Below are 23,744 nucleotides of genomic sequence, written 5' to 3' on the forward strand. Positions count from 1 at the left end.
CTACGACCGCCCGGCGGTGGCGACCCCGTGGCCTCCCACCACCGAGGAGTCGAGCCCACGCCGACGCAGCAGCGCGGCGGTGCTCGGCTCCGACCCCCGCATGCGGCGGTAGGCGTCGAGGAAGTCGATGGCCCCGCCCCGGGACAGCACCTCGCGCCGCATCCGCTCGCCCGAGGACCGCTTCAGGCCCCCGCTCTCGACGAACCACTCGGTGGCGTCGGCGTCGAGCACCTCGGCCCAGAAGTAGGAGTAGTACGCGGCGGAGTACCCGCCCGCGAAGATGTGCTGGAAGTACCGGGACCGGTAACGCGGCTCGATGCCGGGGACGTCGAGACCTGCCTCGGCGAGGACGCGGGCCTCGAACTCGTCGACGTCGGTGACGGCGTCGGCCTCCTCCGGCGACAGGGAGTGCCAGGCCAGGTCGAGCAGTGCCGCCCCGAGGTACTCCACGGTCGCCTGCCCCTCACCGAAGCGCTCGGCCTCCCGCATCCGCTCGACGAGGTCCTCGGCGATCGGTGCCCCCGTCTCCACGTGCCGGGCGTAGTGCGCGAGCATCTCCGGTCGACGCGCCCACATCTCGTTGACCTGGGAGGGGAACTCGACGAAGTCGCGGGGCACGGAGGTGCCGGAGAACACCGGGTACTCCACGTCCGACAGCAGCCCGTGCAGGGCGTGCCCGAACTCGTGGAACATCGTGGTGACCTCGTCCATCGTGAGCAGCGTGGGCTGCCCCGCCGCGGGACGGGCCAGGTTCATGACGTTGACGACGACGGGCCGCGAGTCCAGGAGCCGGGACTGGTCGCGGAACGAGCTCATCCACGCCCCGCCGCGCTTGGTCGGGCGGGCGTAGTAGTCCAACAGCAGGAGACCCACGCCGGCGTCGGGCTCGGCCCGTTCGTCGTCGAACACCTCGATGACCCGGACGTCGGGGAGGAACCCGCGCAGGTCGTTCCGCTCGGAAAAGCGCAGCCCGTACAGCTCGGAGGCCGCGTGCATCACCCCGTCGCGCAGTACCCGCTCGAGCTCGAAGTAGGGACGGACGGTCGCGTCGTCGACCCGGAACCGCTCGGCCCGCAGCCGCTCGGACGCCCAGGCCCAGTCGGCCGGGTTCAGTTCGCGGTCGTCGCCGCCGAGCAGGTCCTTGGCCTCGTTGCGGGCGTTGGTCACGGCCGCGTCGACCACGTCGAGCAGCAGCCCGCGAGCCGCCTCGGGCGATCCGGCGGTCTCCACCGCGAGGACGTGCTCCGCGTGGCATCCCAACCCGAGCAGTCGCGCCCGCTCGGCGCGTAGGCGGACGATCTCCAGCACGACCGGGGTGTTGTCGTGGCCCGGCGTCGCGCCCCGACCGAGTGAAGCCTCCATGACGCGGTGGCGCAGACCGGCGTCGTCCAGCAGGGCGCTGATCGGCTGCACGGTGGGAAGCCCCAGTGGGATCAGCCACCCCTCTCGCCCCGACTCGGCGGCGACCGCCGCGAGCGTGGACCGCATGGAGTCCGACAGGCCCGCGAGTTCGGCCTCGTCGGTGACCGGGACGGCCAGTTCCGTGGTCGAGGCCAGCAGGTTCTCGCCGAACTCGGTGGTCAACTCTGCCAGCCTGGTGTCGATGGCGGTGAGTCGGGCGCGGCCGGCGTCGTCGAGGGCGGCGCCCGCGCGCAGCAGGTCACGGTGGTGGCGGCGCACGAGTCGGTCCGTCTCGTCGTCCACCTCCAACTCCCCCGCCTCCAGCGCGGAGAGCACCGCGTCCACCCGGCCGAACAGGACCGGGTTGGTCATCACCGCGGAATGGTGCGCGGCCAGCAGCGGCGAGACGACCCGGTCCACGTCGAGGCGGGCCTTGGTGGCGTCCGGGCCGAGCAGGCCGTAGAACACCGACAGCACCCGGTCCAGGGCCAGGCCCGACCGCTCGAGGGCGACCACGGTGTTGTCCACCGTCGCCGGCTCCGGGTTGGCGACGATCGCGGCGACCTCGGCCGCGTGGTCGTCGATCGCGGTCCGGATGGCCGGCTCCAGATCCTCCTCCCGGATGGCGGCGAAGTCCGGCAGGCCGTACGGCAACGGCGACTCGTCGAGCAGCGGATGACGGGAGGCCTCGGGGGTCGGAAGGGTCATGCCCGGGAGTCTACGTCCGCCGGCGCTCGCCCTCACGCGCCGCGGCGGGCTCCGGGGTCACAGCCACTGCGTGGCGGTCTCCCAGGCCAGTCTCACCGCCAGGATGCTGATGACCACGAGGAACACGGTGCGGATGAACTCGTTGCCGTGCCGCATCGCCATCCGCGCCCCGAGGAAACCCCCGGCCAGGTTGGCCACCGCCATGCACCCGCCGATGATCCACAGCAGTTCACCGTGGAGGCCGAACACCAGGATCGAGGCGATGTTCGTGGTGAGATTGGCGAGCTTGGCCGCCACGGTGCCCTGGAGGAACCCGAACCCCAGGAACGCGACGATCGCGATGACGAAGAACGACCCCGTCCCCGGGCCGAGCACCCCGTCGTAGAACCCGATCACCCCACCGATGAGCGCCGAGCGCCACGTCCGCGACCAGCCGGTGTGCCGTTCCTCGTGGACCCGCCCCATGGTCGGCTTGAAGTAGGTGTAGGCGCCCACCGCCACGACGGCCACCAGGACGATCGGCGTGAGGAGCTCCTTGGGGATGAACCGGGCCACCGAGGACCCGGCCGCGGATCCCGCGAAGGCCGCCACCACCAATGGGAGCACCATCGCCACCGGCACACGGATCTTCCGGAGATAGGTCAGGGTCGCGACCAGGGTGCCGGCGACCGAGGACAGCTTGTTGGTGCCGAGGATCTCCGGCGTCGAGGCCTCCGCCGGCAGCGCGATGACGAGCGCCGGCAGCTGGATGAGCCCTCCCCCGCCGACCACCGAGTCCACCCACCCGGCGACGAACGCCGCCAGGACGAGCGCGGCGAGCACCCAGACGGACACACCGAGTGCGGGGGACGCGGCGACGGCCGCGAACGATGAGGGCATGGCGATCACTGTGCTGTAATTGGTTTGTGTATATCAACCCTTACGGGGCCGATCCAGTCGCCCTGGCCGCCGACCTGGCCAATCGCCGCCCCCGCACCACCCGCGAACTGGTGGACCGCTGCTGTGAGGCGGGGGTGACCATCGACCGGAGCGCCTCGGACGCGGACCTGGACGAGGTCGACACCTTCCTGGACGCGTGGCTCGTCGTCGTCGACACCACCGCGCCGCACGGGCGCGCCGACGCCCTCAACGCCCTCCTGGCCGAGCACTCTGCGCCGCCGCGACTGACCGACCACGACGGGCACTGGCACGTGCACTACCGCGCCGACGACGTCTCGTTCGCCCGCCTGCTCACCGCCATGTTCGCGGTGGGCACCGCACTCCACCTGACCTCGCGAGGCATCGACCGGCTCGCGCGGTGCGCCGCCGACGACTGCGACGCCGTCTTCGCCGACACCACCCGCAACGGACGCAAGACCTACTGCTCGACGCGGTGCACCAACCGGTGCGCCGTCCGCCGACACCGCGCGCGGGCGTGAGGCCCCGCCGTCCGGGCGGATCGCACCCGCGCTGCGGCCGGGCCTACTTCTTGTCCGCGCTAGAGTCCGCCGACAGCGCCGCGACGAAGGCCTCCTGCGGCACGTCCACCCGCCCGATGGACTTCATCCGCTTCTTGCCCTCCTTCTGCTTCTCCAGCAGCTTGCGCTTACGGCTGATATCGCCGCCGTAGCACTTGGAGAGCACGTCCTTGCGGATCGCGCGGATGTTCTCACGGGAGATGATCTTCGCGCCGATCGCCGCCTGGATCGGCACCTCGTACTGCTGACGCGGGATGAGCTCCTTGAGCTTGCCCGTCATCTTGTTGCCGTAGGCCTGGGCGTAGTCGCGGTGCACGATCGCGCTGAACGCGTCCACGGCCTCACCCTGCAGCAGGATGTCGACCTTGACCAGATCGGAGACCTGCTCGCCGGCCTCCTCGTAGTCCATCGACGCGTAACCCTTGGTGCGGGACTTGAGCGAGTCGAAGAAGTCGAAGATGATCTCGCCCATCGGCATGACGTACCGGAGCTCGACGCGGGTCTCGGACAGGTAGTCCATGCCCTTCATCTCGCCGCGCTTGGACTGGCACAGCTCCATGACCGTGCCCACGTACTCGCTGGGCACGATGATCGTGCACTTGACGATCGGCTCGTAGATCTCGCGGTGCTTGCCCTCGGGCCAGTACGACGGGTTGGTGACCTGGTGCTCGCTGCCGTCCTCCGCGACCACGCGGTACACCACGTTCGGGGCGGTGGAGATGAGGTCGAGGTTGAACTCGCGCTCCAGCCGGTCCCGGGTGATCTCCATGTGCAACAGCCCGAGGAAGCCGCAGCGGAAGCCGAAGCCCAGCGCGACCGACGTCTCGGGCTCATAGTCCAGCGACGCGTCGTTGAGCTGGAGCTTGTCCAGGGCGTCACGGAGCACCGGGTAGTCGGAGCCGTCGATCGGGTACAGCCCGGAGAAGACCATCGGGTTGGGCTCGGCATACCCCGCGAGCGGCTCCTCCGCCCCGCCGCGGGCGGTGGTGATGGTGTCGCCGACCTTGGACTGGCGGACGTCCTTGACGCCGGTGATGAGATAACCGACCTCGCCGGGCCCGAGCCCCTTCGTCGCTTTGGGCTCCGGCGAGATGATGCCGACCTCGAGCGCCTCGTGGGTGCTGCCCGTGGACATCATCCTGACCTTCTCGCGCGGGTTGAGCGAGCCGTCGAACACCCGGACGTAGGTTACGACACCGCGGTAGGTGTCATACACCGAGTCGAAGATCATCGCGCGGGCCGGGGCATCCGGATCGCCCACGGGCGCGGGGACCTTCTCGCACACCTTGTCCAGCAGCGCCTCGACGCCCATGCCCGTCTTGCCGGAGACCCGCAGCACGTCGTCCGGCTCGCACCCGACGATGTGGGAGATCTCCTCCGCGAACCGGTCCGGATCCGCGGCCGGCAGGTCGATCTTGTTGAGCACCGGGATGATCTCGAGGTCGTTCTCCATGGCCAGGTAGAGGTTGGCCAGCGTCTGGGCCTCGATGCCCTGCGCGGCGTCGACCAGCAGGATCGCACCCTCGCACGCCTCGAGCGCGCGGGAGACCTCGTAGGTGAAGTCCACGTGGCCCGGGGTGTCGATCATGTGCAGGACGATCTCCTCGCCCTGGTGGGGGCCGGAACGCGGCACCCACGGCAGGCGGACGTTCTGCGCCTTGATGGTGATGCCGCGCTCGCGCTCGATGTCCATCCGGTCGAGGTACTGGGCGCGCATGAGCCGCTCCTCGACCACGCCGGTGAGTTGCAGCATGCGGTCGGCGAGCGTCGACTTGCCGTGGTCGATGTGGGCGATGATGCAGAAGTTCCTGATCCTGGCGGGATCGGTGAACGTCGTCTCTGCGAAGTTGGGAATCTCGATCACTCCTCGGGCGGGCCCGGGCGTGGCTGGGTGCGGTCCGACCGGGCGATCACCCCATTGTCACACGCCCGCGCCGGGAACTCCCATCACGTACCGCCCCGTGGGGACGGCGTCCACCGTGCCGTCGTCGAGGAACCGTCCGGTCGAGGCGGTCATGGCCTCGATGTTGGCCGCCATGCGCGCGTCGTCACCGCGGGCGTCGAAGAACACCCGCAGGTCCGTCGCGGCCTCGGCGGGGAAGACCTCCTCCACGATCCCGTCGATCACCGGGGCGTCGGCGGTCAGCGCGCGGACCACCACGTGCTGGGTGTAGGCGGTGGTGGACTGGGTGTCGATCGCGACCTGCGTGTGCTCCTCGAGCCAGGTGCGCAGCCACTCCTCCCGGCCGATGCGCTCCGGCCGCCGCAGGAACGCCAGGTTGGCCATCCCCTCGCACCGACCGTCCGGCCCCGGTCCGGCCGCGGGCAGCGGCTCGGAGGCGGTGACCGACCAGGCCGACACCGGCCCCAGCCCGCGCAGTGCCTCCAGCAGGTCGGCGCACGCGGAAGCCGAGGCGACCGGCACGCGGGCGCGCAGCGCCGCCAGCACCGGCCGCGGCGTGACCCGGACGTCGATCATCGCGCCCGAGACCGCCCCGTCGCGCACGTTGAGCAGGTACTCCTCCACCCCGAGGGCGGCCAGCGGCCCCTCGACGGCGTCCGCGATCCGTGCCCGCAGGCCCGCGGCGTCCGCAGGATCCACCGGGGCGTCGTCGTCCGCCCACACCACTGCCAACAGCATGTCCATGTCGAGATCATAGGGCGGTTACGCTGACGCTCATGGCTATCGACTGGGCCCGGGTGGGTCGAACGGCGGTCCGCGTGGGCCGCAGGTACGGACCGACCGTCGCGCGCGAGGTACGTAGGCGGCTGGACGACCGTGGGGTCTCCCCCGCCCTGTCCCCGGAGGTCGGTGGCGGGGGACGGCCCGCCACCACCGGCACCGCCCCCACCTCGAGCCGGGCCCGCCGGATCGCCTACGCCCCCGACCTCGACGGCCACGCCGACCCCGGCGAGATCGTCTGGACCTGGGTCGAGTTCGAGGAGAACGACGGCCGCGGCAAGGACCGCCCGGTCCTGGTGGTGGGGCGCGACGGGGACCGCCTGCTCGGCCTCCAGCTCTCGTCCCAGGACTCCAGGGACGACGACGAGGGGTGGCTCGGGCTCGGATCGGGCCCCTGGGACCCCGAGGGCCGACCGAGCTGGGTACGCCTCGACCGGGTGCTCGACGTTCCCGAACAGGGCATCCGCCGCGAGGGCGCGATCTGCCCGCGGCCGAAGTTCGAGGCGGTCGCCGATCGGCTCCGCGCCGATTACGGCTGGCGCTGAGCACGAGCGGCCCTCCGGGCCCGGGGATCAACGGAGGCGTCGTCGCACGTTTTGGCCGGTGACACCCCCGCTGGTAAAGTGGGCCGTCGGTGTCCACCGGAGCACGTTGTGCACGTGTCCGCGCGGACGAGACGACAAGACATCCGATCGGCGGGATCCCCTCGTGGAGCCGTCGACACACGACAAAAAGGTGTGACGAGTGGCCAACATCAAGTCCCAGATCAAGCGGAACCTCACCAACGAGCGCAACCGCCTCCGCAACCAGTCGACCAAGTCGGGCCTGCGTACCGCCATCCGCAGCCTGCGTGAGGCCACCGCGGCCGGTGACAAGGAGAAGGCCGGCGCCCTGCTCGTCGCCACCTCCCGTCAGCTCGACAAGGCCGCCAGCAAGGGTGTCATCCACCCGAACCAGGCCGCCAACAAGAAGTCGGCGCTCACCAAGGCTGTCAACAGCCTCTGAGCACCCCGGTCCCTCCCCTGACCGGGAGGTACCCAGCCCCACGTCTGCTCGCCTGACGTGACGAGGCTCCGAGGGCCCACCCCGCACCACGTGCGTGAGGTGGGCCCTCGTCGTATGGGTGGCTGTCGTGTGTGTGGCCGTCGTATGAGTGGCCGTCGTATGAGCGGCCGGAGTGTCCCCGATGCGGGTCCGCTCACGTCCCCGCTGTGCGGGCCCGGTCAGCCGGCGGACGCGAGCGTTCCGACCGCGCGGACGGCGCGCTCGAGGGCGTAGGACGTGTCCTCCGCCCCGCCCTTGACCTCGCCGTTGAGGGTGGCGACGACCTGCAGCGCGCTGCCCAGGGTCTCGATGGACCAGTACCGGGTCTGGGCGGTGACCTTCTTGACCTTCCACGGCGGCAGGCCCTGCCGGGCCAGGTCGGCCGGCGGCACGCCCCGCTGGGTACCGACCAGGGCGATGGAGTTCACCGCGTCGGCCAGGGCATCCGCGAGCACGACATGCGGGACGCCGGTGTGCATGGCCCACTCGAGTGCCTCGATCGCGCCGGCCACGTCCCCCGTGACCGCGCGTTCGGCCACGGTGAACCCGCTGACCCCCACGACCCCCGAGTGGTAGCGCCGCACCGCCTCCACGTCGACCTTGCCGCCGGTGTCGGCCACGAGCTGCCCGCACGCCGACGCCAACTGCCGCAGGTCCGTGCCCACCGCCTCCACCAGGGCCTCGCAGGCCTCGGGCGCGACCCTCACGTCGAGTGTCCGGAACTCGGACCGGACGAAGCCGACCACGTCCATGTGCCGGGTGAGCTTGCCGGCCGCGTGTTCCTCGGCCCCCGCCTTGCGCAGGTCCGCCACCAGGGCCTTGGCGCGGCCGCCACCGGTGTGCTGGACGACCAGAACCGTCTCGGGGGGCAGATCACGGGCCGCGCCGAGCACCGCGGACTGGGCGTCCTTGCCGAGCTCCGCCGCGCCGGTGATCACCACGATGCGGGCTTCACCGAACAGGGACGGCGAGAGCAGTTCGAACAGCTGCGGGGCGGTGACCTCGGGCCCACCGAGCCTCGAGACCACCGGCGGGTCCTGCCCGGCCGGGGTCGTCGCACGCACCGTCGAGACGACGCCCGTGGTGGCGCGTTCGGTGAGGAACTCGTCCTCGCCCAGCACCAGGTGCAACACAGCCGGTGCGGACCCCGGTGCCATCTGCGCTCCTCGTCGTCGTCGTTGTTGGTGTCGTCGTTGTCGTCTATCCCAGTCATCGTGCCACGCCGCGCCGACAGGCCCGCACCACCACCGCGCCCCGACCGGTCGACCCCGCCCGCTCCCCGACGTATTTTCGGGGCCACGAGCCAGTCCGACCGAGCGACGCCGACGCGGAGCGCCACCATGCGCGGTGTCCGAGCATCGAAGGGAACGACGTGAGCGAGAACCAGGACGCCGACACCGAGACGACCGACCAGCTGACGTTCCAGAACCCGGCGACCCGCTACCCCTCCATCGAACCGCCGGTCCAGCACCAGGACGAGCCGGGACTCGACGCGCGGCTCGAACCCAAGGCGGACCTCGGCGAGCACTCCTACCGCGGCACCGGCCGGCTCACCGGCCGCAGGGCGCTCATCACCGGCGGCGACTCGGGCATCGGGGCCGCGGTGGCGATCGCCTTCGCCCGCGAGGGCGCCGACGTGGCCATCCACCACCTGCCCGACGAGGAGCCCGACGCCCGTGCCGTCGCCGAGATCATCGAACGCGAGGGCCGCACCGCCGCGCTCATCCCCGGCGACCTCACCGACCGCGCGTTCTGCGAGAGCCTCGCCGACACCGCCGTCAAGCGGCTCGGAGGCCTCGACATCCTCGTCAACAACGCCGGCAAGCAGGTCGTCGCACCCGCGCTCGAGGACCTGCCCGACGAGCAGCTCACCGACACCTTCGAGGTCAACATCGTGGGGATGTTCCGGGTGACCAGGGCCGCGTTGCGCCATCTGGAGCCCGGGTCCACGATCATCAACACGACCTCCGTGGTCGCCTACATGGCGCCGCCGAACCTGCTGGACTACGCGTCCACCAAGGCCGCGATCAACAACTTCACCAAGGGGCTGGCCCAGCAGCTCGCCCCCAAGGGCATCCGGGTGAACGCCGTGGCACCCGGCCCCATCTGGACACCTCTACAGGTGTCGGACGGGCAACCCAAGGACGAGCTGCCCGAGTTCGGGCACTCCACCCCGCTCGGCCGTGCCGGGCAGCCCACCGAGTTGGCACCCGCCTACGTGTTCCTCGCCTCGCCCGAGTCCAGCTACGTGATCGGCGAGACGCTCGCGGTGACCGGCGGCATGCCGACGCCCTAGCCGTCGGGGATACTGGACACGTGGATCTGCTGCTCGAGGTCGTGTGCCGTCGGCGCCGGGACGGTGGGCCCGGTACCGGCCTCGACGCGTCCGCGCCCCGATGACCGGCCTGGTCCTGGCAGCGGGCGCCGGCAGACGGTTCGGTGGCCCCAAGGCCCTCGTCGACTTCCGCGGTGTCCGCCTGGTGGACCGCGCGGTGTCCCTTCTCCACGCGGGCGGTTGCGACCGGGTTGTGGTGGTCAGCGGCGCGGTCGAGCTGGAGGTGCCCGGCGCCGAGGTGGCGCACAACCCGGACTGGCCCACCGGCATGGGCTCCTCCTTGCGCGTCGGGCTCACCGCGGTCGGGGACGAGGACGTGGTGGTGGTCCCCGTCGACATGCCGTGGCTGGGACCGGAGTCGGTCCGCCGGGTCCTCGCCGCCGAGGCGTCACTGGCGGTCGCCACCTACGGCGGGACCCGTGCGCACCCGGTCCTCCTCGGTGCGCCACACCTCCCCGGGATCATCGCCACGGCGGCCGGAGACGCGGGCGCCCGTCACTACCTGCGGGCACACCCCCACCTCGTGACCGAGGTGCCGTGCGACGACACCGGGTCACCGCGCGACATCGACCACCCCGGCGACCTGGATGCCCCCGACGGCCCACCCCGGGACGGTTGAGCGGCCGGTGGGTGCGAGCACGACCAGCCGGGGGCGCGTCCGGTGGGACCACCCCGCCTGGTGCGCTTACGCTCGACGATCCGGGACCATCCCACCGCGGGCAGCCCGACCGCGACTCGAGAGGACGCACACGTGACGACGACCCGGGCCGAGGCCACCGATCCCCACGAGGTGGCGCGCCGCGTCTTCGGCTGGGACGACCTGCGCCCGCTGCAGGCCGAGGCGATCGAGGCGGCGGTGGGTGGTCGCGACGTGCTGGCGGTGCTGCCCACCGGCTACGGCAAATCGGCCATCTACCAGCTCGCCGGGATCATGGCGGACGGGCCGTGTGTGGTGGTCTCTCCGCTCATCGCGTTGCAGAGCGACCAGTGCGAGGGGCTGAACTCGATGGCGGACTCCGCGCCCACCCGGTCGCTGGCGATCAATTCCTCGATGGGCGTGCGACAGCAGGCGGAGGCCTGGGACGAGGTCGTCGCGGGGCGCGTCCACTTCGTGTTCCTCACCCCCGAGCAGCTGGCCAAACGCGAGGTCCTCGAACGGATCCGTGCGGCCGGGCCGAGCTTCCTCGTGGTCGACGAGGCGCACTGCGTCTCCGCCTGGGGCCACGACTTCCGGCCCGACTACCTGCGGCTGGACGCCGCCCGCCACCGGATGGGGTCCCCCACCGTCATCGCGCTCACCGCCACCGCCTCGACCCCGGTCCGCGAGGAGATCGTCGACCGACTCGCCATGACCGACGCCCTGGTGCTGGCCGGCGGGTTCGACCGGTCGGAGCTGCACCTCGCGGTGAGAAGGCACGTCGAGGACGACGGCAAAAAGGACGCGGTCGTGGAGCGGGCCGTCGAACTCGCCGGCCCCGGCCTGGTCTACACCGCCACCCGCCGGTCCACCGAGGAGTACGCCGAGCGGATCGCCGCACGAGCGGCCGACTCGGATCGCCCACTGAGGGTCCGTGCCTACCACGCCGGGCAGAAGTCGGCCGACCGTGAGGAGACGCTGGGCTCCTTCCTCGACGGTGACCTCGACGTGGTGGTGGCGACGAGCGCGTTCGGGATGGGGATCGACAAGGAGGACGTGCGGTTCGTCCTGCACGCCGACATCCCCGACTCGCTCGACACGTACTACCAGGAGGCGGGACGGGCCGGACGCGACCGCGAGCCGGCGACCATCGAACTCCACTACCGCAGCGAGGACCTCGGTCTGCGCAGCTTCTTCTCGTCGCACAGTGCCGACGAGGAGGTCATCCGCGCGGTCATCAAGCACCTGCGTCGCGCCGACGGCCCGGTACGGCTGAGCCGGTTGAAGAAGTCCCTCGACTTCGGCCCGAGGCGCGTCACGGGCGCCGTCAACCTGCTCGAGGCGGCGGCCCTCGTCGAGTCCGGCCGGAAGGGGCTGGAACTCGTCGACGACGTGCGGCCCAAGGAGGCGGTCCGCCGGGCCGAGGAGACCTCGGAGATGTTCGAGCGGATCGATCGCTCGCGGATCGGGATGATGCGCGGATACGCCGAGACCGACGGATGCCGGCGCCAGTTCCTGCTCGGCTACTTCGGCGAGGAGCTCGCGGACCCGTGCGGGAACTGCGACAACTGCGACGCCGGCACCGCGGTCGACCTCACCCACGACGCGGCGGACTTCCCCCTGCAGTCCGCGGTCGTGCACCGCGAGTGGGGATCCGGGATCGTCATGAGCGTCGACGACGACCGGCTCACCGTGTTCTTCGAAGAACAGGGCTACCGGACGCTGTCGCTCGACCTGGTGCGCGACCAGGAGCTTCTCACCCGGGCATGACGGGTGGCGAGCCCGGCAGCCCGGCAGCGATTCCGGCGACGGTCTCGAGCCACCACAGTGCGGGCGCGCAGGCCGCGGCGAGCAGGACCGCACCGCCCTCCCACGCCGGACCGAGCGCGGCCGCCGCCGTACCGAGCACGGTGACCAACGGGACGGCCGGGGCGACGGCGATGTTCGCGGGCAGTGCCCACGGTCCCTGGCCCAGTCCCGAGGCCACGAGCACCGGAAGCGTCGCCAGGTGGGCGACGACGCAGACCGCCAGGATGTCGGCGACCGGGCCGGGCATCCACGGTCGACGGATCCGCTGGGCCACCGGCCTCGCGGCCAGAACGAGAGCGGCGGTCGCGGTGACGGACAGGACGAAGCCCGTCCCGGTGGCGGTGGCGGGATCGAGGAGGGCGACGACGAGGACCACCGCCGCCAGGGCGGCCAGCGGGCGGCCGGTGCGGTGGGCGCCCAGCGCCGCCAGACCGATGGCCCCGGTGCCGGCGGCCCGCAGAACCGCCGGCTCCGGGCCGACCACGGCCACGAACCCGGCCAGGGCGAGTCCTGCCGCCACGATCCGCCCGCGTCGCCCCACCCCGAGGGCCGCCGCGGCGAGCAGGACCGCCCCCACGACGTAGGTGGTGTTGGCGCCCGAGACCGCGGCGAGATGCGCCAGCCCCGCCGCCCGGAACTCGTCCCGGGTCCGGGCGGAGACCCCTCCCTCGTCGCCCAGGACGAAGGAGGGGAGCAGCCCCGCGGCCTCTCCCTCGAGTGCGCGGCCGGAGACCTGCCGGAGCCGCTCCCGCACCGCCGCCGGGATCCGTCCGGACCATCCGGGTGGGCCCGTCACGCGGGGCGGGGCCAGCGCCCGGAGTGCGGGTGGTTCTCCCGCGGACCGCGGCTCCACCACCGCCACCGATGCCTCCACCCGGGTCCCCGGCGGGAGCCCCCGCCAGCCGTCGCGGGCCAGCAGCACCACGTCGAGTTCGGCCTCGCGCGCCGAGCTCCCCGACCCGGTGGACTCCACCCGGACCGGCACCATCACCCCGCCGCCGCGGATCGGCCGGTCGAACCCGGTCACCACCGCCTGTACCCCTGTCCGTGCGCCCACCAGATCGTTCAGCGGGTGCGCGGACAGGGCGTGCACCCGGGCGGCCTGCACCCCCGCCGCGACCGCGCCCGTCGCGCACGCCACCGCGAGGACGCCCAGCGCGGTGCGGTCGACACGCTCACGCACCCCGTGCCCGGAACCGGTCGACCCGCCGACGGACCACAGCGCGGCGACCACCGCGGCCGCCGCCAACACCACCGCGACGGCGGCGGCGAGAGCCGGGCGGACCACGCCCGTCGCGGCCGTGGCCGCGAACACCGCGAGCGTCGGCACGACCAACCGCAGATCCCGCGCCGCAGGGATCCGGCGCCGTGACGTGTCGACCGGGTCGCTCACACCGTGACCAGCGGCCGGAGCCGTGCCAGGGTCGCCGGCCCGATACCGTCGACCTCCACCAGCTGGTCCACGCTGGAAAACGACCCGTTCGCGGCCCGCCACGCCAGGATCGACGACGCGGTCACCGGCCCCACGCCGGGCAACGACTCGAGTGCCGCCGCGTCGGCGGTGTTGAGATCGACCAGACCCCCACCTCCTCCCGGATCCGGTGGGCCGCCCGCTGGCGCGCCGGTCCCCGCCGTTCCCGGCCCCGCACCAGAACCCGGCCCCGGGCCGGGGCCCGGTCCGATGATGTCGCTGCGCGGGCCTCCCGACCCGTCCGGGCCGGGGGCCGACCCGACGAGGATCTGTTCGCCGTCGGAGACCTTACGCGCCAGGTTGAGCCCGTCCCGGTCCCCGCCCTCCAGGACACCCCCCGCGCTGTCGAGCGCGTCGGCGACGCGCGCGCCGGGCGCGAGGGTGACCAGTCCGCTGCGGCCGACCAGCCCGACGACGGAGACGACGAGCGGTTCCCCGGCGGTACCCGCTTCCCCGCTCCCCGACCCCGGGGACGGCGGGGCGGGCCGGGTCGAGGCGCCGCCCTCGTCAGTGGCCGCGTCGGCGGGATCGGCGGGATCGGCGACAGGCTCCCCCACCTGCGCCAACGGGAGGTCGGGCACCGCAGGCCCCTCGGGGACGGACGAGATCAGACGGTGCACGGAGAACGCACCGAGACCCAGCACGAGCATCACCAGGGCGATCCCGGCGAGCCGGTCGGGCGCCCACCGGATGCGACCCCACCACGGCGGGTCGGCCCAGGCGGTCGCATCCGGGTACTGCGGCGGGATCCGCTCCGGCCGGTCACCCGCGGGGTCGAGGTCGGCCCACGGCACCGCGGCCGGCCGGCCGGGCCCACCACCGGTTGCCGGAGGGGCGTCGCCCGGGGCCGGACGATGATCGACCGCGGCAGGACGGTCGGCGTCCGGCGGCGAGAGTGCGCTGGCGAGTCGGTGCAGGGCGGCCGCCCGCGCAGGGTCCCGATGGGAGTCGACGGGGCCGCCGGATCGTGCCGGGGTCTCGGTTCGCATGGCGCGAAGCTAGCCCGGCACATCCCCCGCGGTGGCCCCGATCGCGGCCGTCAGTCCGCCGGCTGTGGAGAGGGGGGAAGGATGGGGAATTCGGTGTCGACCAGGTCCGTCACCGAGACACCCACTGTTCCCGGCCCCAGGTGCCAGGCGAGGACCTCGTCGAATTCGACGATCATGACCCGCTCCGGGAACTGGGTCTCCTTGCGGATCTCGGTGGCCATCTCCTCGGCCCGCTCGCGCGCCTGGTGGTGGTGGACCACCACCAGCACGTCACCGCGCGCCACGTCGTCGCGCAGCAGGGACCGCAACCGCGCATGCGCCTTGGTGGTGGTGCGGGCCTTGGCCGCCAGGTCCACCGATCCGTTGCGCAACACGATCACCGGGCGCATGGCCAGGGCGCTACCGAAGAGCGCGGCGAGCGCACTGATCCGGCCGCCTCTGCGCAGGTTCTCGAGTGACTCCAGTGCGGCGTACGTCGAGGCGCCCCGGCAGAGCCGCTCGGCCAGTTCGTAGGTCGCGGACAGGCCGAGCCCGTTCCCCGCCGCCCACGCGCACTGCGCGACGGCGGCCCCGAACGCCATGCCCGCTCCGCGGGAGTCCGAGACCAGAACCCGGCCCCCGAACCTGGTCGCGGCGTCGGCCGCCGACTGCCACGTTCGCGAGAGCTCGCGGGACAGGTGCACCGACACCACCCCTGTGCAGTCGGGATCCGCGAGCAGTTCCCCGTAGATCTCCGCCAGTTCGTCGGGCGTGACCGCGGCCGTGGACACCGCGCGGTCGTTCTCCTCCACGACGTGCAGACCCACCACCGTGATGCCGAACTCGCGGACCCACTCGGCCGGCAGGTCGGCACTCGAGTCGGTGACCAGGCGGATCGTCATGACGAGCCCACCGGAGGCGTGATGCCGGCGTTCCACTGGTCCAGGCGCCACAGGACACCTCGGGCGGCCTCGGTGGTGGGGCCGACCTCGGGCTCGGGAGCCTGCGCGGCCGTGCCCTCGGGGCGGACGTGCGCCGACAGTTGCACCCAGCACGTGTTGCCGAGTCCGTTGAACACCGAGTACTGCTCTACCGGCAGCTCGAGCAGCGACGCGGTCAGGGCCGCGATCGCGCCGCCGTGGGCGACGATCACGGCGGGGTGCTCGCTCCAGTCGGGCGACGACTCGACCAGCTCGTCGACGACCTCGCGGGTCCGTCGTGCCACGTCCAGACGGCTCTCGCCCTCCGGCGGGGACCACCGGGGACTGCTGCGCCACCGGACCCGGGCGTCGGGCCACTGCCCGTCGACCTCCGAGTGGCTCATGCCCTGCCAGGTGCCCAGGTGCGTCTCCCGCAGCCGCGGGTCGGTGCGGACGTCCAATCCCACCTCGGTGGCCAACGCCTTCGCCGTCTCGTGTGCCCGCTGCAGGTCCGAGGACAGGATCGTCCACGGGCGACGGGGTGCCAGCACGCGGCCGACGGCGTGTGCCTGCCGCACACCCAGCTCACTGAGCTCGGTGTCCAGCTGTCCCTGCATCCGCAACGAGGCGTTGTAGTGCGTCTGGCCGTGACGCAGGAGGATGAGACGTCGGGTCACCGGGTGGTTCAGAGCTCCTGGTCCCGCTGTGGCTCCTCCGGCGCGAGCGAGTCGTCGGCGTTGCCGGCGTCGTCAGCGGGCCGTCGCGACGTCTCGACGCCCTCGATCTCGACGACCGGGCAGTCCTTCCACAGGCGGTCGAGCGAGTAGTAGTCGCGCTCGTCGACGTGCTGGACGTGCACGACCAGCTCGTTGTAGTCGAGCAGCGCCCACCGCCCCTCGCGGGTGCCCTCGCGACGCAGCGGCTTGTGGCCGGCCTCGCGCAGCTTGTCCTCGATCTCGTCGACGACGGAGTTGACCTGCCGCTCCGTGTCGGCGGACGCCAGGACGAAACAGTCGGTGATGATGAGCTGGCCGGAGACGTCGATGACGACGATGTCGGTCGCCAGTTTGTCGTCGGCGGCGCGGGCCGCGATGGCGGCCATCTCAAGGGCCTCGGGGCTTGCGGTCACTGGGGATTCTCCTCGGGGTGGGGATCGGTGGGGACGGGCACCCGGTGTACCGGGGCCGTCGCTGCGGGGGTGCCGTCCAGGCGGGTCGAGCCCTCGGGCCGGTAGAGATTGCGTTTCGCGATGTACTGCACGACACCGTCCGGCACGAGATACCACACGGGCGCGTCCTCGGCCGCCCGGCGGCGGCACTCCGTGGACGAGATGGCCAGCGCGGGGATCTCGAGCAGGTGGACCCGCCCGTCCCTGATCTCGGTGAGGTGCGTGTCGGACAGTTCGAACCCGGGCCGGGAGACCCCGACGAACGTGGCGAAGTCGAACATCTCCTCCCACCCGCGCCACGTGAGGATCTTCTCCAGCGCGTCGGCGCCCGTGATGAAGTACAGATCGGTGTCCGGGTGCTGGCGCAGCAGGTCCTTGAGCGTATCGAGCGTGTAGGTCGGCCCGTCGCGGTCGATGTCGACGCGACTCACCGAGAATCGCGGGTTGGAGGCCGTGGCGATGACCGTCATCAGGTACCGGTCCTCGGCCGGGGACACCTCCCGGCCGCGCTTCTGCCACGGCTCGCCGGTGGGGACGAACACCACGTCGTCGAGACCGAACCGGTGGGCGACCTCGCTGGCCGCGACGAGGTGACCGTGATGGATGGGGTCGAATGTCCCGCCCATCACTCCGATACGGCGTCGAGCGCCGTCGGTGGTCCCCGTCGTGGTCATGGTCGGTGAGTCTATCGGTCGGGGGTGACGCCCAGTCGTCTGCCGCGCCCCGCCGCCGCGATCGCTCACACGGGGAGCAGGCTCGCGACGACCGTCGTGAGCTGTTCGACGTTGCGGCACTCGTGCATGGGGACGTACTGGGAGTACAGCCTGGCGGCCGAATCGCCGGTCCCCCACTGCCGCTTGGGCTCCGGGTTGAGCCAGTGGGTGTGTCCGACCCGCTCGCTGACGAACTCGAGTGCCTCGACGGACGGATCCCGGTAGTTGTTGCGGCCGTCTCCCAGGATGAGCAGCGACCCAGTCCTGGTCAGGGTGTGGGCGTACCTGTCCGCGAAGCCCGCCAACGCGTGGCCGTAGTCGGAGTGACCGTCGTAGGTGACGATCTCGGCCTCGCGGACCATCCGGCTCATCGCGGAGCCGAGGTCGGACCCGGTCTCGAAGAACGAGGTCACCTCGTCGGTGGTGTCGACGAACGCGAACACCCGCACCCGGGAGAACTGCTCCCGGAGCGAGTGCACCAGCTGGAGGGTGAAGTGGCTGAACCCGGCCACCGAGCCGGACACGTCGCACAACACGACCAGCTCCGGACGGGCCGGGCGGGGCTTGCGCAGCACCAGTTCCACGGGGACGCCGCCGGTGGACATGGACCGGCGCATGGTCTTGCGCATGTCGATCGCACCGTGCCGGTGACGACGCCGGCGGGCCGCAAGTCGGCTGCCCAGTTGCCTGGCCAGCGGACCCACCCTGCGGCGCAGTGCCTGCAGGTCCTGGTCGTTGGCCCGCAGGAAGTCGACCTGTTCGGCCGCGGGCCCCACCGCGTACTGTGCGACGCGGTCGCGGCCCACGGTCTCGGCGGTACGGCGGCGGGTCTCGTCGGCGACCTCCCGCAGGAAGCCGCGGACCAGGTCGGCGGCCGAGTTGGCGGCCGCCGTCTTCTCGGCGTGCCGCTGGGAACCGTCCGGGTCGAAGGGGTCGGCGCCGAGCAGCCCGTCCAGGATCCGCTGCATGATCGAGTTGGTGTCGAGCGGGCTCAGTGCCTGGTAGGCGGAGTAGCGCGGTCCGTTCACCGAGTCGTACGAGCCCAGCTGCTCGACCAGGAGCTCCGCCAACGCCCGGGCCTTGGCCCGCGACTCCTCGGTGTCCTCGAGCAGGAGCGACGCGATGAGCTCGTTCAGGGCGTCCGGATCCACCTTGCCGTCGTCGTCGGTCGGGATCTCCACCTCGAGCGTCACCGCGTCACCCGCGGTGTGGGACCCGACGGCGGCCGGGAACCACAGGTCGAAGAGCTGGTCGAACACCCCACGGTGCGTGGACTTGTGCAGGATCGTCGAGGCCAGCGCCTCGCGCAGCGCGGCGCGGTCGAGCAGGTCGACGTGCACCATCGCCGCGGCGGCGTCCACGGCCTCGCTCGGGCCGACGGGGATGCCCTTGTGGCGCAGTGCGTCGACGAAGTCGACGAGGTGGCCGGACATCCCACCCGGGGCCCTCTCGGTCATTCCACCCACCTCCCTGTCCCCCACGGCCCTAGTTGAGCCGGAGCTCGGCGGCCGCGCGCAGCTGGTCGGACTGGTGCTTGAGCACCACGCCGAGCGTCTGCAGGACGACCTCGTCGTCGATGGTGTCCAGGCCCAGCGCCACGAGGGTGCGACCCCAGTCGATCGTCTCCGACACGCTCGGCACCTTCTTCAGCGCCATCGCGCGCAGGACGCCCACCACGCGTACGAGCTGCTCGGCCAACCGGTCGTCGAGTTCCGGCACCCGGGAGGCGAGGATCTTGCGCTCCAGCTCGGGCGTCGGGAAGTCGAGGTGCAGGTAGAGGCAACGTCGCTTGAGCGCCTCGGACAGCTCGCGGGCCGCGTTGGAGGTGAGCACCACGAACGGGCGTCGGGTGGCCTCTATGGTCCCGAGTTCGGGGATGGTCACCGCGAAGTCGCTGAGGACCTCCAGCAGCAGGCCCTCGATCTCGATGTCGGCCTTGTCGACCTCGTCGACGAGCAGGACGGTGGGCTCGCTGCGCCGGATGGCGGTGAGCAACGGGCGGGACAGCAGGAACTCCTCGGCGAACACGTCGTCGCGCGTGGAGTCCCACCCCTCGCCCTGCCCGGCCTGGATCCGCAGGATCTGCTTGGCGTGGTTCCACTCGTAGAGCGCACGGGCCTCGTCCACGCCCTCGTAGCACTGCAGGCGGATGAGTTCGGCCTCCGTGGCGGCGGCGACGGCCTTCGACAGCTCCGTCTTGCCGACACCGGCCGGGCCCTCGATGAGCAGCGGCTTGCCCAGCCGGTCGGCGAGGTAGACCACCGTCGCGGTCGATCGGTCGGCCAGGTACCCCTGTCCACCGAGGGCCTCGATGACGTGGTCGATGCTCTCGAATGCGGGTCGCTGGGCGGTGCGGGCTCGGTCCATCGGGTGGGTCCTTTTCGGTTCGGGGTCGTCGGTGGCGGGCCGGCGAGTGGTCCGGGCGCGAGTGCCTCTACGGCCGCACGTGCCCCTTGCCGTGGGCGATCCACTTCGTGCTGGTCAGTTCCTCGAGCCCCATGGGGCCGCGGGCGTGGAGTTTCTGGGTGGAGATACCGATCTCGGCGCCGAAGCCGAACATCTCCCCGTCAGTCCAGGCGGTGGAGGCGTTGACCATCACCGCCGCCGCGTCGACGCGGGCGCAGAACCGGTCGGCCACGTCGATGCTGCGGGTGGAGATGGCCTCGGTGTGTCCGGAGGACCAGCGATCGATGTGCTCGATCGCCTCGTCCACCCCGTCGACCACCTTGAGCGCGATGTCCATGCTGAGGTACTCCTCGCCCCAGTCGACATCGTCGGCGGGGACCAGTCCCTCGCGGTCGCCGTGGACGGTGACACCGGCCGACTTCAGCGCCCCCACGACGCGGTCCACGGCCGCGTCGCCGAGTGCGGAGTCGAGCAGCACCGTCTCGGTGGCGTTGCAGACGCTGCAGCGGCGGGTCTTCCCGTTGAGCAGCAGGCTGATGGCCTCGTCCAGGTCCGCGTCTCCATGGATGTAGAGGTGACAGTTACCGGTACCGGTCTCGATGGCCGGGACCTTGGCGTTCTCCACCACGGTCTGGATCAGCCCCGCACCACCGCGGGGGATGACGACGTCCACCAGGCCGCGCGCCTGGATGAGGTGCGTGACCGACGACCGGTCCTCGGACGGCAGGAGCTGGGCCGCGTCCACGGGCAGGCCGTGCTCCGCGAGGACACCGCGCAGCACCTCGACCAGCGCCTCGTTGGAGTTGCGGGCCGAGCGCGACCCCCGCAGCAGTGCTGCGTTGCCCGACTTGAAGGCGAGCCCGAACGCGTCGACGGTGACGTTGGGGCGCCCCTCGTAGATCATCCCGACCACCCCGAGCGGGACCCGGACCTGTCGCAACTGCAGCCCGTTGGGGCGGGTCGAGCCACGCGTGACGGTGCCGACAGGGTCCGCCAGACCGGCCACCTGACGCAGGCCGCCGGCGATGCCCTCGATCCGCTCGGCGGTGAGCCGCAGCCGGTCGAGCATGGCCTCGCCCATCCCGGCCTCGGACTGCTCGGCGAGGTCCCGGGCGTTGGCCTCGAGGATCGTCGACTCCGCCACCACGAGGGCGTCGGCGGCGGCCTGCAGCAGTTCGTTCTTGCGGTCCGCGGTGAGCAGGGCCAGCTCGCGCGAGGCGGACCGGGCCCGGCGGGCGGCGTCATGGACGGCGTCGCGGGTCGGGTCCGCGGCGGGCCCGGCGTCCGTCTGGCCAGTGAGGTCGGAAGCGTCGAGGTGGCTGGCTGTCATGCGTTCCAGCTTACCGATGCGGCCGGCGGAGCCACTTCCGACGAGTCAGACCGTCGAGACGGCTCCGGTCTCGCGCACGGCGAACTCCCGGAAGCGGCGGGCCAGGTCCTGGTCCCCGGCAGGGCCCGATCGCTCGCCGGGTCCGGGCGGGCCCGCGATCTGTCGGAAACCCGTCGGTCCGATGTACGACGCCGGCGGCAGATCCTCCGTCGCCGCGTACAGCAGCGGGCGTGCCCCGTCGGCTGCCGTGGGGACGATCCGCCGGCCGAGCAGGTTGAGCACGGCATTGACCGGCGGGAACGGGGTCGGGTCGAGGATCGAGGTGGCGGCGAAACCGGGGTGGGCGAGCTGGACGTCCACCGGGGAGCCCGCGGCGGCGAGCCGGTTCTGCAGGTCGAGACCCCAGAGCATGCACGCGAGTTTCGACTGCGCATACGCCGCCGCCATCGAGTAGGGGCGTCGGCGGAAGTGGGGGTCGGCGAAATCAATCCGCCCCTTGGCGTGGGCCATTGAGGCCGTGATCACCACCCGCTCCCGGATCCGGGGCAGCAGGAGTTCGGTGAGCAGGAACGGCGCGAGGACGTTGACCCCCAGGTGCAGCTCGAAGCCGTCCGCGGTTTCCCGCCGGGTCTTGCTCATCAGACCGGCGTTGTCCACCAGGATGTCGACGGGGTCCGTGTACGAGGTCGCGAACTCCCGCACGGCGTGCAGGTCACTCAGGTCCAGCTCGTGGACCTCGGTGGAGCCGCCGATCTCCTCGGCCGACTCCTCCCCCGCGGCGCGGGTGATGGACGGGAGCACGACGTGGGCGCCCCGGCGCGCGAGCTCACGCGCGGCTTCCTTCCCGATGCCGCTGGTGCCGCCCGTGACCACGATGGTCTTCCCGGTCAGGTCGGGCAGGTCGTCGACGGTCCACGCCGCGGAGCTCACGAGGCGGCCCCGTCGCTGCGCACGAGGACGGTGACCATGAAGCCGCTGTCGTCGTCGAACGGCAACAGATCCCACGTCGACCAGCGCTGCTGCACCCGCAGCCCGGCGCGGTCGGCGTCGCGGTCGAACTCCTCCCTGGTCCAGCCCCGGTCGAGCCCGAAGCCCACGACCAGGCGGCCGGCCCTCTCCTCGGCGCCCTCGTCCGCCGTGGCGAGGCGGGCGGCGAGGTTGGTGAGCACGGCGCCGCGGTCGGCGGGGTCGACGAAGGCCAGGACGTTGCCCGCCGACACGGCGAGGTCGAACGGCCCGCGGGGCCAGCCCTCGTCGGCCAGGTCCGCGACCTCCCACGACGCTTCGGGGCACAGCTCCCGCGCGCGCTCGATCAGGTGCGGGTCGAGGTCGACGCCGGTGACGCGGTGTCCACGCGAGTGCAGGTAGGCGCCGGTGCGCCCCTGACCACAGCCCACGTCGAGGATCCGGGCGCCGCGCGGGACCATCGCGTCGATCAGCCGCGCCTCGCCGTCGATGTCCACGCCTTCGGCCACCATGTCGTCCCACCGTCGGGCGTACCGCCGGGAGTGCTCGGGGTCTGCCTCCACGATCTGCTTCCATGTCTGAGCCATGCGGCCCAGTATGGCCGCAGGGAGCGACATGCGTCGCGGAGGACGACGACGGCGAGGGCGGCCGCCGCCGGGCCGGCGGAACGCGGCGGTCACGGGCCGATGGCGCGGAGGAGGCGGAAGGTGGGCAGATCGGCTCCCCTGGTCTGGTTGACGAGGGTGACCGCAAGGGTCCCGCCGACGGTGTCGACGACGGCGATCGACCGGAACCCGCCGGTGCCGCCGTTGTGCCACAGGGTGCCCGGGCCGGCGCGATGCCACCCGAGCCCCATCCGTTCGGGCCCGGACGGCGGCGTGGCCTGCGTGAGTCGGACGGCGTCCTCGAGGTCGGTGGTCGACGGATCGAGGTGCGCGGCGAGGAACCGCGTCATGTCGGCCGCCGTGGAGCGCAGCGCTCCCGCGCCCGGCATTCCGCGCAGCGGCCACGGTTCGGCGCCGCGGCGGCGGCTGCGGTGCCCGAGGGCCGTTCGCCGCCGCTGCTCGTCGGTCATCTGATCCTCGGTCACGGTGTCGGGCATGCCCAGTGGTCCGCAGATCCGGTCGCGGACGAGCGCCCCGAAGTCGGCCCCGGTCGCGCTGGTCATCGCGATGCCGAGAAGGCCGAAGCCGAGATTCGAGTACTTCGGCGTGCCCTGCCCCGGGTGCCGACGCGGGCGGAGGCCACGGAGTCCGGCGAGGACGTCCGATTCCGTGAGGTCCGCATAGGGATCCGCACCCGTGCGCACGTAGGCGAGGTTCTCCCGGAGCCCCAGCCGGCCGGGCGTCCTGGGGAGCCCGGAGGTGTGGGTCGCGAGGTGCTGCAGCGTGATCGGGTCGTCGTCACCACCCGGCAGGTCCGTGCCGGTGGGGAGCAGGTCCCGGACCGGGGTGTCCAGCCGCCACTGCCCCCGGACGACACCGTCGGCCAGCAGAAGGGCGGTGAACACCTTCGTGATGGAGCCGATCTCGAAGAGCGTGTGGGCGTCCGGGGTGGCGCCCCGACCGGTGTCCCCGCGGGTGGCGGTGTGGACACCGCCCGGTGGCCCGGCAGCCATCACGACCCCGACCCGCCGCCGCGACAGTCGGTCCGTCGCCCGCTCGACCTGCCCCGCGATTCCCTGCCCACCACTGGTCACGGGACCGAGTAAACGCTCCCGGGCTCCGC

General features: G+C 72.1%; 23 protein-coding genes. 6 read left to right on the forward strand and 17 right to left on the reverse strand.

The genetic code is table 11. From position 1 onward, the window contains the following. Positions 1 to 2,109 carry a M3 family metallopeptidase gene (locus AYO52_RS16145; protein WP_067719649.1) on the reverse strand — a complete coding sequence of 703 codons (2,109 nt, stop codon included), beginning with the start codon at positions 2,107 to 2,109 and terminating at the stop codon, positions 1 to 3. A 57-nt stretch (positions 2,110 to 2,166) separates the two neighbouring features. Continuing rightward, complete coding sequence (locus AYO52_RS16150; RefSeq protein WP_082924114.1) at positions 2,167 to 2,988, reverse strand: TSUP family transporter; 822 nt, start codon at positions 2,986 to 2,988, stop codon at positions 2,167 to 2,169. A 26-nt stretch (positions 2,989 to 3,014) separates the two neighbouring features. On the opposite strand from AYO52_RS16150, the gene AYO52_RS16155 reads away from it, so the two are divergent. Further along, positions 3,015 to 3,527: a CGNR zinc finger domain-containing protein gene (locus AYO52_RS16155; RefSeq protein WP_067719652.1), complete on the forward strand. Its 513-nt coding sequence runs from the start codon at positions 3,015 to 3,017 to the stop codon at positions 3,525 to 3,527. A gap of 43 nt (positions 3,528 to 3,570) precedes the next feature. Here AYO52_RS16155 and lepA read toward each other — a convergent pair whose 3' ends face one another. Together lepA and AYO52_RS16165 are read right to left on the reverse strand one after the other, a co-directional pair. Beyond that, the gene (gene lepA, locus AYO52_RS16160) at positions 3,571 to 5,430 is read right to left on the reverse strand and encodes a translation elongation factor 4 (protein WP_067719655.1); all 1,860 of its coding nucleotides are present in this window, start codon (positions 5,428 to 5,430) and stop codon (positions 3,571 to 3,573) included. Positions 5,431 to 5,487: 57 nt separating this feature from the next. Further along, positions 5,488 to 6,213, reverse strand: a complete 726-nt coding sequence (locus AYO52_RS16165) for an EthD domain-containing protein (RefSeq protein ID WP_067719657.1) — start codon at positions 6,211 to 6,213, stop codon at positions 5,488 to 5,490. 32 nt (positions 6,214 to 6,245) lie between these two features. Between AYO52_RS16165 and AYO52_RS16170 the strand changes: the two genes are divergently transcribed. Both AYO52_RS16170 and rpsT read left to right on the forward strand, forming a co-directional pair. Next, positions 6,246 to 6,794 carry a type II toxin-antitoxin system PemK/MazF family toxin gene (locus AYO52_RS16170; RefSeq protein WP_067719660.1) on the forward strand — a complete coding sequence of 183 codons (549 nt, stop codon included), beginning with the start codon at positions 6,246 to 6,248 and terminating at the stop codon, positions 6,792 to 6,794. Positions 6,795 to 6,993: 199 nt separating this feature from the next. Beyond that, on the forward strand, positions 6,994 to 7,254 hold the full coding sequence (gene rpsT, locus AYO52_RS16175) for a 30S ribosomal protein S20 (protein WP_067719663.1): 261 nt from the start codon (positions 6,994 to 6,996) through the stop codon (positions 7,252 to 7,254). 218 nt (positions 7,255 to 7,472) lie between these two features. Here rpsT and holA read toward each other — a convergent pair whose 3' ends face one another. Further along, a complete protein-coding gene (gene holA, locus AYO52_RS16180; RefSeq protein ID WP_067719666.1) occupies positions 7,473 to 8,450 on the reverse strand; it encodes a DNA polymerase III subunit delta in 978 nt (325 codons plus the stop codon). A gap of 215 nt (positions 8,451 to 8,665) precedes the next feature. On the opposite strand from holA, the gene AYO52_RS16185 reads away from it, so the two are divergent. From AYO52_RS16185 to AYO52_RS16195, 3 genes are all read left to right on the forward strand, one after another. After that, positions 8,666 to 9,589 (forward strand): SDR family oxidoreductase, encoded by a 924-nt coding sequence (locus AYO52_RS16185; protein WP_067719668.1) that lies wholly within the window; start codon positions 8,666 to 8,668, stop codon positions 9,587 to 9,589. Positions 9,590 to 9,689: 100 nt separating this feature from the next. After that, a complete protein-coding gene (locus AYO52_RS16190) occupies positions 9,690 to 10,247 on the forward strand; it encodes an NTP transferase domain-containing protein (protein ID WP_067719671.1) in 558 nt (185 codons plus the stop codon). A gap of 132 nt (positions 10,248 to 10,379) precedes the next feature. Beyond that, entirely contained in the window at positions 10,380 to 12,035 is a 1,656-nt protein-coding gene (locus AYO52_RS16195; protein WP_067719674.1) for an ATP-dependent DNA helicase RecQ, read from the forward strand. On the opposite strand, the gene AYO52_RS16200 is transcribed toward AYO52_RS16195, so the two are convergent. The 12 genes from AYO52_RS16200 to AYO52_RS16255 form a co-directional block, all read right to left on the reverse strand. Further along, the gene (locus AYO52_RS16200) at positions 12,022 to 13,467 is read right to left on the reverse strand and encodes a ComEC/Rec2 family competence protein (RefSeq protein WP_082924100.1); all 1,446 of its coding nucleotides are present in this window, start codon (positions 13,465 to 13,467) and stop codon (positions 12,022 to 12,024) included. The genes AYO52_RS16195 and AYO52_RS16200 overlap by 14 nt on opposite strands. Then, positions 13,464 to 14,534 (reverse strand): ComEA family DNA-binding protein, encoded by a 1,071-nt coding sequence (locus AYO52_RS16205; RefSeq protein WP_082924101.1) that lies wholly within the window; start codon positions 14,532 to 14,534, stop codon positions 13,464 to 13,466. The genes AYO52_RS16200 and AYO52_RS16205 overlap by 4 nt, the downstream gene beginning before the upstream one ends. A 50-nt stretch (positions 14,535 to 14,584) precedes the next feature. Beyond that, positions 14,585 to 15,415 (reverse strand): DegV family protein, encoded by an 831-nt coding sequence (locus tag AYO52_RS16210; protein WP_067719677.1) that lies wholly within the window; start codon positions 15,413 to 15,415, stop codon positions 14,585 to 14,587. Then, positions 15,412 to 16,110 carry a histidine phosphatase family protein gene (locus AYO52_RS16215; protein WP_067719680.1) on the reverse strand — a complete coding sequence of 233 codons (699 nt, stop codon included), beginning with the start codon at positions 16,108 to 16,110 and terminating at the stop codon, positions 15,412 to 15,414. Before AYO52_RS16215 ends, AYO52_RS16210 begins: the two co-directional genes overlap by 4 nt. 8 nt (positions 16,111 to 16,118) lie before the next feature. After that, positions 16,119 to 16,562, reverse strand: a complete 444-nt coding sequence (gene rsfS, locus AYO52_RS16220; RefSeq protein ID WP_067719684.1) for a ribosome silencing factor — start codon at positions 16,560 to 16,562, stop codon at positions 16,119 to 16,121. Next, positions 16,559 to 17,275: a nicotinate-nucleotide adenylyltransferase gene (gene nadD, locus AYO52_RS16225; protein ID WP_067719687.1), complete on the reverse strand. Its 717-nt coding sequence runs from the start codon at positions 17,273 to 17,275 to the stop codon at positions 16,559 to 16,561. The genes rsfS and nadD overlap by 4 nt, the downstream gene beginning before the upstream one ends. Before the next feature lie 65 nt (positions 17,276 to 17,340). After that, positions 17,341 to 18,771, reverse strand: coding sequence for a VWA domain-containing protein (locus tag AYO52_RS16230; protein ID WP_067719689.1), 1,431 nt, complete (start codon positions 18,769 to 18,771; stop codon positions 17,341 to 17,343). Between the two features lie 28 nt (positions 18,772 to 18,799). Further along, on the reverse strand, positions 18,800 to 19,681 hold the full coding sequence (locus AYO52_RS16235; protein ID WP_067719692.1) for a MoxR family ATPase: 882 nt from the start codon (positions 19,679 to 19,681) through the stop codon (positions 18,800 to 18,802). 67 nt (positions 19,682 to 19,748) lie between these two features. Then, positions 19,749 to 21,050 (reverse strand): glutamate-5-semialdehyde dehydrogenase, encoded by a 1,302-nt coding sequence (locus AYO52_RS16240; RefSeq protein ID WP_067719694.1) that lies wholly within the window; start codon positions 21,048 to 21,050, stop codon positions 19,749 to 19,751. Between the two features lie 45 nt (positions 21,051 to 21,095). Beyond that, entirely contained in the window at positions 21,096 to 21,980 is an 885-nt protein-coding gene (locus AYO52_RS16245) for an SDR family NAD(P)-dependent oxidoreductase (protein WP_067719696.1), read from the reverse strand. After that, positions 21,977 to 22,603, reverse strand: coding sequence for a class I SAM-dependent methyltransferase (locus tag AYO52_RS16250; protein ID WP_067719700.1), 627 nt, complete (start codon positions 22,601 to 22,603; stop codon positions 21,977 to 21,979). The genes AYO52_RS16245 and AYO52_RS16250 overlap by 4 nt, the downstream gene beginning before the upstream one ends. An 89-nt stretch (positions 22,604 to 22,692) precedes the next feature. After that, on the reverse strand, positions 22,693 to 23,715 hold the full coding sequence (locus AYO52_RS16255) for a serine hydrolase (protein ID WP_067719702.1): 1,023 nt from the start codon (positions 23,713 to 23,715) through the stop codon (positions 22,693 to 22,695). Positions 23,716 to 23,744 lie beyond the last annotated feature (29 nt).

This window comes from Dietzia sp. 111N12-1, from assembly GCF_001658045.1.
In the GTDB taxonomy this organism is placed as follows: Bacteria; Actinomycetota; Actinomycetes; order Mycobacteriales; family Mycobacteriaceae; genus Dietzia; species Dietzia kunjamensis.